General features: G+C 60.3%; 11 protein-coding genes. 9 read left to right on the plus strand and 2 right to left on the minus strand.

All coding sequences use genetic code 11. From position 1 onward, the window contains the following. The first annotated feature begins 6 nt into the window (after nt 1-6). The 3 genes from SO140_RS25655 to SO140_RS25665 all read left to right on the plus strand — a co-directional run bounded on the left by SO140_RS25655 (nt 7) and on the right by SO140_RS25665 (nt 3,347). Entirely contained in the window at nt 7-891 is an 885-nt protein-coding gene (locus tag SO140_RS25655) for a hypothetical protein (RefSeq protein WP_498543376.1), read from the plus strand. Between the two features lie 110 nt (nt 892-1,001). Beyond that, nucleotides 1,002-2,750: a DUF5906 domain-containing protein gene (locus SO140_RS25660; protein ID WP_498543377.1), complete on the plus strand. Its 1,749-nt coding sequence runs from the start codon at nt 1,002-1,004 to the stop codon at nt 2,748-2,750. 369 nt (nt 2,751-3,119) lie between these two features. Further along, on the plus strand, nt 3,120-3,347 hold the full coding sequence (locus tag SO140_RS25665) for a hypothetical protein (protein ID WP_498543378.1): 228 nt from the start codon (nt 3,120-3,122) through the stop codon (nt 3,345-3,347). 149 nt (nt 3,348-3,496) lie between these two features. On the opposite strand, the gene SO140_RS25670 is transcribed toward SO140_RS25665, so the two are convergent. Next, nucleotides 3,497-4,156 (minus strand): recombinase family protein, encoded by a 660-nt coding sequence (locus SO140_RS25670; protein ID WP_498543379.1) that lies wholly within the window; start codon nt 4,154-4,156, stop codon nt 3,497-3,499. 734 nt (nt 4,157-4,890) lie between these two features. On the opposite strand from SO140_RS25670, the gene SO140_RS25675 reads away from it, so the two are divergent. The 6 genes from SO140_RS25675 (at nt 4,891) to SO140_RS25700 (ending at nt 9,404) form a co-directional block, all read left to right on the plus strand. Beyond that, the gene (locus SO140_RS25675; protein WP_498543380.1) at nt 4,891-5,247 is read left to right on the plus strand and encodes an adenylate/guanylate cyclase domain-containing protein; all 357 of its coding nucleotides are present in this window, start codon (nt 4,891-4,893) and stop codon (nt 5,245-5,247) included. Nucleotides 5,248-5,251: 4 nt separating this feature from the next. Next, the gene (locus tag SO140_RS25680; RefSeq protein ID WP_498543381.1) at nt 5,252-6,667 is read left to right on the plus strand and encodes a tetratricopeptide repeat protein; all 1,416 of its coding nucleotides are present in this window, start codon (nt 5,252-5,254) and stop codon (nt 6,665-6,667) included. An 8-nt stretch (nt 6,668-6,675) separates the two neighbouring features. After that, the gene (locus tag SO140_RS25685; protein WP_498543382.1) at nt 6,676-7,035 is read left to right on the plus strand and encodes an adenylate/guanylate cyclase domain-containing protein; all 360 of its coding nucleotides are present in this window, start codon (nt 6,676-6,678) and stop codon (nt 7,033-7,035) included. Nucleotides 7,036-7,119: 84 nt separating this feature from the next. Beyond that, complete coding sequence (locus SO140_RS25690) at nt 7,120-7,911, plus strand: hypothetical protein (RefSeq protein ID WP_498543383.1); 792 nt, start codon at nt 7,120-7,122, stop codon at nt 7,909-7,911. Between the two features lie 86 nt (nt 7,912-7,997). Continuing rightward, nucleotides 7,998-8,636 (plus strand): tetratricopeptide repeat protein, encoded by a 639-nt coding sequence (locus tag SO140_RS25695; RefSeq protein WP_498543392.1) that lies wholly within the window; start codon nt 7,998-8,000, stop codon nt 8,634-8,636. 552 nt (nt 8,637-9,188) lie between these two features. Then, a complete protein-coding gene (locus SO140_RS25700) occupies nt 9,189-9,404 on the plus strand; it encodes a hypothetical protein (RefSeq protein ID WP_498543384.1) in 216 nt (71 codons plus the stop codon). Nucleotides 9,405-10,051: 647 nt separating this feature from the next. Here the strand turns inward: SO140_RS25700 and SO140_RS25705 are convergent. Continuing rightward, nucleotides 10,052-11,026, minus strand: a complete 975-nt coding sequence (locus SO140_RS25705) for an ABC transporter substrate-binding protein (protein ID WP_498543385.1) — start codon at nt 11,024-11,026, stop codon at nt 10,052-10,054. Nucleotides 11,027-11,538: the final 512 nt, after the last annotated feature.

Below are 11,538 nucleotides of genomic sequence, written 5' to 3' on the forward strand. Positions count from 1 at the left end.
GTAGACTTGCTCAGGACTTTCTTCGAGCACACGACGGAGCAGGTCTACTCCTGCACGTTCCCGAATGAACGGGACGACCCCAAGCAGGCAGGTGAGCGTCACGTCCACACTCGGCGTCCCTCGCACATCAACGGGTTCGTGTCCAAGTGGGATAAGCCGGGTCGCGGCCTGTTCTTTTGCGTCGGCACGGTGAAGGCCGGTGCCAGGCGCAACAAGGAAAACATTGTCGAGACGATCGGCCTCCACGCCGATCTCGATTTCAAGGACATCGATCTCGGCTATACGCGCGAGCAGATCGTGCGCAAGCTGCAGTCACTGCAGTACCCGCCGAGCGCCATCGTGTTCTCTGGTGGCGGCCTGCACTGCTATTGGCTCTTCAAGGAGCCGATGGAAACGCAGCCCAATGTCGAGCGCATCGAGGCCGCCCTGAAGCAGCTCGCCGATCTCGTGGCCGGTGATCTCGCGGTCTGCGAGGTCTCGCGCGTGATGCGCCTGCCCGACACGCATAACAGCAAGAACGGGAGCTGGACCGAGGTGAAGGTGCTGTCGATCGATGGCCGTCGCCGCTACGAGCTGGATGATCTCGAGGAATGGTTGTCCGAAGTGTCGCCCATCCTGTTGCGCAAGAGCCGCGAGCGCGCGCTCACGGCTGGCGAGACCTGCCCCTTTTTGGAGTGCGCGAGGCAGTTCGGCACCAACGAGCGGATCGATGTCGATCAGCGCCTCGCAGACATGATGTACATGGCGGGTGGGCTCAACTCGATCCACACCACGCAGCGCTCCTGTACGGCGGCGATGCTCACTCGGGGTATGCATATCGATGAAGTCGTCGAGAGCGTCCTTGTCGCCACCCGGGCAGCGGCTGGCGAATATGGCGCTCGTTGGAATTAGCAGCGCGAGGAATGCAAAATTCGCGGCATGTGCCGGAGCTGGCTCAGGAAGCACCCGCAGTTGAAAGCGCTGCAGGACGCGGAGACGTCAGAGGTGGTGTCGTGAACACGATGGCACCGATCGACGGCATCGAGAACCCGATCTTGGCGCCGACCGGCAACAAGCGACTCGACGCTATGAATGCTCGCTATTTTGTCGTGCAGGAGGGTGGCAAGACGTTCGTCGGCACGTTTGAAACCGAGCGCGGGCGCCAGACGCTGGTCCTGATGCGCTTCGCCGATTTTAAGAACCTGCACATGAACAAGCGGGTGGATGTCGGTGACAAGACCGTGCCGCTGGGCACGTGGTGGCTCAACCAGGCCAAGCGCCGGCAATATGACGGTCTGACCTTTTGCCCGGGCAACAATGCCAGGGTGATCGACTGCAAGCTCAATCTTTGGCGCGGCTGGGCGTTCGAGCCGCGCCAGGGCGACTGGTCCAAGCTCCGCGATCACATCTGGATTGTGGTCGCTTCCCGCCGCAAGGAAGTCTTCGATTACATCATGAACTGGCTGGCATGGTGCGTGCAGCACCCCGACCAGCGCGCCGAAGTGGTCGTCGTGATGCAGGGCAAGCGCGGCACCGGGAAGGGCACCGTCGGCAACGCGATGTGCAGGCTGTTCGGCCAGCACGCCCTGCAGATTGCCAGTGCCGAGCATTTGGTCGGGCGCTTCAATGGGCATTTGCGTGACACAGTGCTTTTGTTCGCAGACGAGGCATATTGGCCGGGGAATAAGGGGGCCGAAGGCACCATCAAGCGACTCGTGACGGAGCCGACGATCTTCATCGAGGCAAAAGGCCGCGATGGTGTGGAAGTGCCGAACCTGCTGCACGTCATGATGGCGAGCAACGAGGACTGGGTGGTGCCCGCCGGCGAGCGCGAGCGGCGCTATTTCGTCCTGAAGGTCAACGACGACAAGCTCCAGGATCACGGGTGGTTTAAGGCGATCAATGAGCAGTTGGAGGATGGGGGCTACCGCGCCATGCTCTACGACCTCCTACATCATGATTTGGGCGATTTCCATCCTCGCCAGCTCCCGAAGTGCAATGATCTAACGAGCCAGCAGGCCCAGTCGCTTGGACCGCTGGATAGCTGGTGGGTCGAGCTGTTGCAGATCGGCACGTTGACCGGCTGCGACCCCGAGGAGCCCAATCGCGCCGTGTCGAACAAGTTCGAGGAGAAGGTGACGCTGGGGATGAGTGACCGCTGGATTTCTCGGCCGGGACTCTATGATCAGGCTCGCAGCATCGACTCACGCTTGCGCACTGTGAGCGATCACAGGCTCGGCAACTTTCTCACCGAGCAGGGCTGCGACAACTCGCGCAGGGTCATGCGCCGCCGTGGCTGGACGTTCCCGGACCTGAGCGAATGCCGCAAGAAGTGGGAGGCGCGCTTCCCGGGATGGCTATGGCGCAATCCGAACCTCAAGGGATGGCAGGTCGAGGACGCCGACCACGACCCCGAGGAGCATGGAGGCCACCCTCGCGGATGCGAGGTTCTGAGTTCCGCATCGGTCCAGTGTGCGGAACGGGATTTTCTGTTCTTTTGCAAGCAGTTAGGCGCCCGTTCCGCTTGTATCGCTTCGGGGCGCACATTCGCGCATCATCCCCCGTCGTTATTTCATTTTTCTTTTTTAAAGAGGAACAAGAGGAACAGGAGAAAAAAGAATGAAAGAAGTCCTTGTGCGACGGGGAGAAATGCACGTTCCGCTTCCCGCGCGCCAAGCGGAACGGCAGCGGCACAGCGGACCGCGCCCGTGAAAAGAGAGGCGGCGGGATTCATAAGTGCCTCAGGTCGCAACACAGCAGCTAGGCAGTAGACAGGATGCCACGTGCTCGACATAGAGTTTGCCTGCAGGACGGATTAAAGCTCGATCTCAATCACCTTGCTCGCAAGGGCTTCATCAAGCCCGGCGCCAACGTCGGCGCACGGCGTATCTCCTGGAGTACTCATCAGGGAGAAATCGCGCGCGGTGTAATCACCGCCGACACGACAGACCCATGCTATGCTTGGTTTCGCATAACGATTGGCCGGTTCGCACAGCAGATAACTTTGGTGTCTCGCCCGCGCCACTTCGGAGGCCGGCAGTGGTTCTTCGTGTGCCCCGTCACGGGCGGACTTGCTATGGTGCTCTGGATGCCACCTGGGGCCGCTCGATTCTGCAGCCGCCAAGCGTGGGGACGGCAGGTTGCCTATCGCTCGCAATTTCAAAATGCGTCAGACAGGGCACACCTCGGCAAAGAACGGATCCAAGTCTCGCCTAATCGGCGACCTTGATCCCGCCGAATGGGACTTGCCGCCGAAGCCGAAGTGGATGCGCTGGGCGACCTACAACCGGTACGTCGAACGCTTTGACGAATACGAGAGCCTGCTCGACCAGGCTTCTATTTGGTCAGTCGTCAAGCGGCTGGGGTAAAAAGCGTTAAGCATCAACGGGTGCTTTCAGGTTGGACAATAGATCTCGATACAAACGAGCGGTCGGATTGCCAGAGGAGGTAAGCGCCTGCGGGTCCCACCGTTCCAGAGCGCGGGTCCTCTACAGATGGTCACCGGCCGGCGATCCCCTCAATCGTCGCCGCGCAATCCCAATCGCTTCAGGATGTTTCGCACCGTCATCGCGTTCCAGGTATCGCCACCGCGAGGCGTCGGCACGCCGCGCTCGGTCAGCTGATCGGCGATATCGCGATACGGCTGCTCCCAGCCGATCTCCGTCAGGATGTCGACCAGGCCGGCGTCCCGAGCCGCCGCAGCGGCTTTATTCGCGTCGGCCTGCGCCTGGTTGCCCAGGACGACACCGCGCTCCTTGGCCGCCGCAAGGGCATCCCGGGTACGCTGAGCGATCATGCGCCGCTCTTCTTCTGCGACAGCAGCCTTGATGTGCAGCATGAACGGCGACTTGGTCGGGTCGTCAGCAGTGACAAACTCGACCTTCTTGGCCATCAGCGTCGCGATGAACGCGACATCGCGGCTCAATCGATCCAGCTTGGCGACGACGATCGGCGCCTTCAGTTTCTTGGCTCTCTGCAGCGCCTGAGCGAACACTGGCCGGCGTTCCAGGGCGTCGGCGCCTTTGCCCGTCTCGACCTCAGTGAACTCTTCGGCGATCGTTAGTCCCTGCTGGGCGGCATATGCAGCAACAGCCTTGCGCTGCGCCTCCAGACCGAGGCCGGAGCGGCCCTGCTTGTGGGTGGAAACGCGGAAGTACGCGACGATGGGGGTTGACATGGTCATCCTGTAAACTACGAACCCTCGTCAGTATTTTACAACACCGAGAGAAAAGCAAGGTGCAAATGCAGGAGGTCACCTGGCACGGCGACGACAGGCAGCGGCACCGGGGCCTCCGCCGAGGCGCCAATAGCTGACGCGCTCGCCGCGAGGCGGGATGTACCACACAGGCATTGACGCGCTCCCGAAGCGCAACGAGGAGGCAGCCGGTACCAGGGTGGGGCATAACCCCCCCTAGCCACCCCCTTCGATCAGGGCGCTGGGGGCCCCAGTAGGTGCGCCGCAAGTTTTGAAGCCTCCACACCCGCCCGTGTGATCACGGACAGCCAAGAAGCATGAATCCGTTCGGCTCGAATCTCCTTGGCTACCACGAGGGCGCTGCGCTCGCAGCTTTCCAGCGCGATCTTCTGGGCAAGCATGACGTCTCCGATCGGCAGCTCGCCCACTTTCCGGAAAGACAGACCGGCGCCGCCGGAGCCGTGGCGGGGCAATCAATGAGGAGCCTCCGAACCCGTCAGCCCTAGGCTGGAATACGTCTGTACGGCCCAGCGGTGACTCAGGACTCGCTTGTGGCTCCTTCCGCTACCGGGGTGCGGACCGCCCAATCGCCCGCAGTGGACTCCGCAGAGTCATCTGTAGACATGAGCATCGGTTTTCGCGGGAGCCCCGGGGTGCGCCTGTGGCAACCTGCGGTTCCGTCGTGCATACTGCCTCTGCGAACGGGACGCGTTCCCATGGCCGAAGCGCATCCAGGCAGGGTCGGACGCAGGTTGGCAGCGATAGTAGCCGCTGACGTGGCGGGCTACTCGCGGCTCATGGGTCTCGACGAGGTTGGCACCGCATGGACAATCCGAGAACACCGCAAGGTGACCGACGCCCTTGTGGCAAAATACGGCGGCCGCCTCGTGAAAACCACAGGGGATGGCGTGTTGCTTGAGTTTCCCTCGGTAGTCGATGCGGTCGAATGCGCGGTGGCTGTGCAAGCGGTGATGGCCCAGAGGAACGAAGGGGTACCGCAGGACCGCCGCATGGAGTTCAGGATCGGGATCAATCTCGGCGATCCTGATCGAGGGCGAGGACATCCTCGGTGATGGCGTGAACGTCGCGGCCCGGTTGGAGGGCATCGCGGAGCCCGGTGGCATCTGCCTCTCTTCTTCTGCTTACGATCAGGTTCAAGGCAAGGTTAGCGTCCAGTTCACTGACCTGGGCGAGCAGACCCTCAAGAACATCGTCCGTCCGATACGTGCCTATGCCGTTGGCCTGAACGTAAACATTGACCGAGCTGTCCCGCCACCATCTTTAGCCCCGCGCTTGTCCCTAGTGGTGCTGCCGTTCACCAACATCGGCGGCAATGCCGAGCAAGAGTACTTCGTGGATGGCGTGACCGAGAGCCTGACCACGGACTTATCGCGCATCAACGGCGCGTTCGTGATCGCGCGCAACACCGCGTACACGCTCAAAGGCAAAGCGGTGGACGTAAGGAAGCTGGGACGCGAGCTGAACGTCCGCTATGTGCTCGAAGGCTCCGTGCAACGTGGCGGAAACCGGCTCCGGGTGAACGTGCAATTGGTTGATGCGGAAACCGGCAACCATCTCTGGGCCGAGCGTTTCGACAAGCTTGTTGCCGACCTCTTCGACATGCAGGACGAAATCGTATCAAGGCTCGCCAACACGCTGGATGCCCAACTCATTGATGCCGAGGCAAGGCGAGCGGAGCGTTCACCGCGTCTAGACGCGATGGACTTGGTGTTCCAAAATACAAGTTGGTTGAACAAGGGGCTAACCCCCGATCACATGGCACAAGCGGGCAGTTTTTTCGAGAAAGCCATCGCGCTCGATCCCGGAAATATCGAGGCAATGGTCGGTTTAGCGAGGGTCGATGCCTCACTTGGGGCTGCCTTTATGACGGACGACTATTCGGCGCGGTTTGCGGCGGCAGAGACGACCATAACCAAGGTGTTATCTCTCGCACCGAACCACGCTTTGGCTCACATGTTTCTGGATCTCGTGCAAATGTTTACGAAACGCGTAGCTCAGGGCATTGCTGAGTGCGAGCAGGCACTCGCGCTAGATCGCAATTTGGCCGGCGCTCATGCTCTCATCGGGATCGCAAAGGTTTTTCTTGGTCGAAGCGCGGAAACCGAAACTCACATCAACGAAGCATTCCGACTTTCTCCTCGCGATACCATAGCCTATCGATGGATGCTATGGGTCGGCGTCGCCAAGAGGCAGTTCAATGCCGATGCGGAAGCACTCGTCTGGCTGCGCCGGAGCCTCGATGCAAACCGAAACGCTTCCTACGCGTATTTCCATCTTGCGGCGACGCTGGCGCGGCTCGGGGAGCTGGACGAAGCGCGGGCTAAGGTGCAAGCGGGACTTGCGCTCGATCCAAGCTTCACCATTCGCCGCTTTCGCGATGCCACGAATGCACGGAGCGACAATCCGACCTTCCTCGCTGGGCGCGACCGCGCGATTGAGGGCATGCGAATGGCCGGGGTGCCGGAAGGGTAATGTTCGTAATGTCAGACCCTACGAAAGTCAGCCGACGCCTCGTCGCAGTCTTCGCAGCGGATGTGGAAGGCTACAGCCGCCTCATGGGCGCTGATGAGGTCGGCACGCTGAAAAGGCTGACCGAGCGGCGCGCGATCCTCGACAGGCTCATTGGAGACCACAGGGGTCGCATAGCGAACACGGCGGGCGACAGTATCCTTGCTGAATTTGGGAGTGCTGTGGAAGCGGTGCAGTGCGCCGTGGAGGCGCAGGCGGCTCTGGCCGAGGCGAACTCCAACTTACCGGCTGACCGCCGCATCAGCTTCCGCATCGGTATCCAAATCGGCGACGTAATGGTGCGCGCTGGGACCTCTTCGGCGACGGTGTGAACATTGCCGCACGGCTGCAGTCGATTGCGGAGCCTGGAGGCGTTTGTATCTCGGGCGTACGATCAGGTGCGCAAGGTCTTACGGATGGCCTTTGTGGACCTTGGTTCTCAGCGAGTGAAGAACATTCAAGACCCGATCAAAGCATATGAGGTGAATGCGTTGGGTGAAACTCGCGACAGTTTTTATGCCCGCCAAAGCGAGCCCGATAGCCCGCCTCCATTGCCCGACAAGCCTTCCATCGCGGTTCTGCCGTTCCAGAACATGTCCGGTGATCAGGAGCAGGAGTACTTCGCTGATGGGATGGTTGAAGAGATCATCACCGCCCTCTCACGTTTCAAATCTCTGTTCGTGATCGCTCGCAACTCTAGCTTCGCCTTTAAGGGTCGAGCGGTTGACATTAAGGAAGTTGGACAGAGGCTTGGCGTTAGGTACGTCCTTGAAGGGTCTGTGCGTAAAGCGTCCGGAAAAGTTCGCATCACAGGGCAGTTGATCGACGCGGTTACGGGGGTGCACATCTGGGCGGACAGGTTTGAGCGCGACCTGACGGATGTTTTCGCCCTGCAGGACGTAGTCACGGTCGCCGTTGTCTCAGCTATTCAACCAAAATTGCTTCAAACGGAAATTGCATTGGCAACGCGGCGGCGACCGGAGAGCCTCACTGCCTATGATTTGTATCTCCGTGCTCTGCCGCAGTTTTACCTAGCGACCAGGGAAGGCGCGGCCGAGACGGTCCGGCTGGCTCATCGTGCCTTGGAGTTAGACCCTTGGTCGCCGCCCTGGCAGGGGGCAGCCACATGCTCAACGTCCTTTTGGGCTATTCAAACGATCCGCAATTCGACAGGAAGGAAGCAGTTCGGCTTTCTCGCTTGGCGGTGAGCATCGACGATAGTGATCCAGACACGTTAGCGTGGGCCTCCCTAACCTCCACTTTCATGGTCGGCGATTATGAAAGTGAAATCGAAATGGCTGATCGGGCGGTCGCTCTCAACCCCAACTCTTATTGGGCGTGGCACAGCAGAGGTTGGATCTACAGAATTGCTGGGCTGCCGGAGGAAGCAGTCCGGAGCTTTGAACGCGCCATTCGTTTAAACCCGGTTGATCCGCAGCAGACACTTGTGGGGATGGGGTACGCCCTTATTGTGCTTCGTCGTTTTGACGAGGCAATCGCCGCCGGAAAGAAGGCCCAACGTCAAAACCCCTCGTATTCGGCAGCTTACCGCTGTCTCGCGTCCGCATTGGCTCATCTTGGAAATTATGGGGAGGCGCGTGAAGTGGCGGCTCGCGTGCTTGAGGTCGATCCCGCCTTTACAATCTCTTCGTGGATCGCTCGGGGCGGCCAATCAAACGCGATGTTGACCATAGAGGGCCTTCGCAACGGGGTTGCCCGAATGATCCGGTGCTCCGCCTCGTTCCCTGTGGCTCGGCCCTGTGAACCTCGGCGGCGGCCGCACCCTAGTGTGGCTTTGAGCCGTCCGCTTGAGCTACCCAAGCATCCTTTCGTTTCCAGTGATGCGTTTGGCCACAACGCGGGCGTCTCAATGGGATTTCCACAGTTGGCGGCAGGGTCTCGAATACGACGGTCTCCGTATTCAATCCGGTGAGCACGGCCTGACCAGTAATCGGACAACGGATCAAAATCTCTTCCCCTCCAACCGCAACTAAACGGATGTTAAGGAATTGTGTCGGCGTGCAGCAAGAGGCCCAAAGATGAAGAAGAGCGATGTGATCTGTTCCGAGTGCGGTGCTGGCTTTCGGCGCCTCGAACTATGTTCACAGGCTGGCGAAAAAGGCGAGTACCGCTGTCCGGCTTGCGACAGTCCGCTTGAGGTCTTCGACGGGAGCACGCTGATCGCCTACCGCCTCACCATTGAGCCTTCCGTTAGGGCTATGCGGGATTGAACTGTCCTTTCTTGCACTGCGCAACCGGGCGGGCGAGAGCGCGTTCTTCGCGACGTGCAGGCTTTTCAAGCCATTCCGTAATTTGTTTGGCGAACGAAGGAGTGAAGTGGGCGGCCGAATGTCACTGAAAGTTCATACGCTTTCTAGGAACGTGTCGGCCTCGTCGCCCGTAAAGCCTGCCGTCAGCGAAACCGTTTACCAGCCTGGCCCGTGCCAAGCGGCGCGTTCCGCTCGACCCATCGGAGGACTTTGCAATGTCCAAGCAAGCAGCGGAACACCATAAACAAGCAGCAGAGCATCATACTCACGCAGCGCGACACCACACAGAGGCCGCTAAACATCACGAGGGCGGTCAGCACGAAAAGGCCGCCCATCACGCGCATACCGCGAGCGGTCACGGCCACCATGCAACTCATCACACCCAAGAAGCGAGCAAAGCGCACATGGAAGAGCACGGCAAAAAACAATAAAATCGGCCTTCGTCGTGCGGACCGATTGGGCGGTCTCATCTGTTCCGGTCAGCGCGCGGCCTCGGAAGAAGCCGTCGCGAAATCTGATAGTTGAAACATCAAATGCGCTCTCGAAGATGAAGCGGAGCAGTTCACCACTTGCTGGTAGTCATAGAGGGGGTAGGCACTCCGGCGGCAGCAAGTGGTTTTTTCTAGTTTTTCAATGCTGGAAGCGTCGCGCGGCCACCTCGTTCCGGGCGCGCCAGGGCCTATGGCAATTCCTTAATATAATATGGCAAGACAGCGCCTCTCGACCGACCCTAAATCTTACGGATTGTTGCCCAGAGTAGATAGACGCCAGTTCCCGCCCCCCATCACCGGGGGCTAAGTACTCTTGTGCAACACTCATGCCGAAACGCAGAAGTTGTGGATCTGCCGGGTTGCCGCCTGTCGAAGCACCGTCGATCAATTCACTAGCCGTCCGTTGCTGTACTTCGCGCTTACCATCAAGAGCGGCGCCGACATTAAATCCGCATACCGCCCGCTGCCGAACCGGTGCCCAACTTCCCGCGACTTCGTGCCTTGGCGCTTTTTGGACGCCGGCTAGTTGAGCCTGCGGAGCCGCCTTGTTGCCGACTTCCGGACTCATGCATTGCAGCAATCGCGTCCTATTCGATCACCTCGTCGGCTCGGGCGAGCAGCGATGGCGGCACTGAGATGCCAAGCTCCTTCGCAGTTTTCACATTGACCACCAGCTCAAACTTGGTCGGTTGCTCGACCGGAAGGTCGGCTGGCTTGGCACCCTTCAGGACCTTGTCTACGAAGACGGCGGCCTGTCGGTACATTTCATCTTCCGCTCCGAAATAGGCCGCGAGCCCACCATCGTGAGGAAACTGTCGCCAGGCGCAAACGGCGGGTATCCGGTAACTGAGCGCCAGGTCCGCAGCTCGTTTGGTCGGCAGACTCGGCTGGACAACAATCGCGTCGGCCGGTTGCCCCTTCATGGCCGCAAACGCGGCATCGAGTTTCTCGGCGCCGTGAATCATGACCGGCTCGATCACCGTGCCGGTGGCTTCGCCGGCCAGCTGAATCTGTTTGAGAAACGACTTCGAAAAGGGGTCGGCTGCGTTAGCCAGTGCCGCGACCCGCTTGGCAGAGGGCACCATTTCGTGGATCAGTTCGACCGTCTTGGCAGCAAGCTCCGCATTCAGGCTGGAATTGCCGGTGATATTTCCACCCGGCCGGGCGAGGCTCTCGACTAACCCAGTTCCGACCATGTCACCGCAGGCCGCGCAGATGATTGGAATCTCGTGCGTCACTTGCTTGGCGGCGATTGCAGCGGGCGTGAACCAGGGCACGATCACGTTGACTTTGAGCCGCACCAGTTCTGCTGCCAATTCGGGAAGACGGTCCGTCTGTCCCTGGTCAGATCGGAACTCGAACCGAATGTTTTTCCCATCGATGTAGCCGAGGTCGTGCAACGCCTCGGGAAATACCCGCCAGAATCGCTCCCAACCGGGAGCGGCACGCACCAGGACGCCAATCGTTGCAACGTTCGCCTGCTGCCCGCGCGCGACAAGCGGCCAACCGACAACTGCGCTGGCAAGTAGCGTGATGAAGTCGCGACGTCTTGCACCCGACATGAGGCTCCTCCTGCGGACCCTCCACTGTGCTTCCGGATATGGAGGATAGCATATCGGACGTGGTTCGGAGAGCGGCGCACTGCGAGCGTCATCCCTAACTCATGACCCCAGTGGGTCAAAGGCTGCCCTCTGAGGCCATCATGCCTTTGGTCGGGTCATCTTCCGGGAGCGGACATCTCCGCGCTCAGGGCTCAGGTCAGCCACGGGCCAACGGACTTGTATGGGGCGATTGGTGTCAAGCGCTTTCGTTATTGGCCATCTCCTTGTTCGGCCGGGCTGCGACATCTCCTCGTCCCGACCTGCTTTTCGCTAGGCTGCTGCGCGCAGCGGCGGTCAAGGGGGCCGAAGGCCATCGCGGAGCGACTTGCCCTTGACCGCCGCGAGCACAGCGGCAGACTTGCGCGATCGGGTCGCGTCTTTTCCAATTCAGTGTCTGCAACTGAGACGATACCGAGGGGGAGCTCGCCATCGTGCACGCAGATTGCGCGCCACGAACTTGTATTCGGCCGACC

The organism is Bradyrhizobium sp. UFLA05-108 (assembly GCF_059803455.1).

Bases quoted from the DNA above. Each gene is read 5' to 3' on its own strand.
- SO140_RS25660 (WP_498543377.1), top strand. From the start codon at position 1,002: ATGGCACCGATCGACGGCATCGAGAACCCGATCTTGGCGCCGACCGGC.
- SO140_RS25670 (WP_498543379.1), bottom strand. From the start codon at position 4,156: ATGTCAACCCCCATCGTCGCGTACTTCCGCGTTTCCACCCACAAGCAG.
- SO140_RS25675 (WP_498543380.1), top strand. From the start codon at position 4,891: ATGGCCGAAGCGCATCCAGGCAGGGTCGGACGCAGGTTGGCAGCGATA.
- SO140_RS25685 (WP_498543382.1), top strand. From the start codon at position 6,676: ATGTCAGACCCTACGAAAGTCAGCCGACGCCTCGTCGCAGTCTTCGCA.
- SO140_RS25690 (WP_498543383.1), top strand. From the start codon at position 7,120: ATGGCCTTTGTGGACCTTGGTTCTCAGCGAGTGAAGAACATTCAAGAC.
- SO140_RS25695 (WP_498543392.1), top strand. From the start codon at position 7,998: ATGGCTGATCGGGCGGTCGCTCTCAACCCCAACTCTTATTGGGCGTGG.
- SO140_RS25700 (WP_498543384.1), top strand. From the start codon at position 9,189: ATGTCCAAGCAAGCAGCGGAACACCATAAACAAGCAGCAGAGCATCAT.
- SO140_RS25705 (WP_498543385.1), bottom strand. From the start codon at position 11,026: ATGTCGGGTGCAAGACGTCGCGACTTCATCACGCTACTTGCCAGCGCA.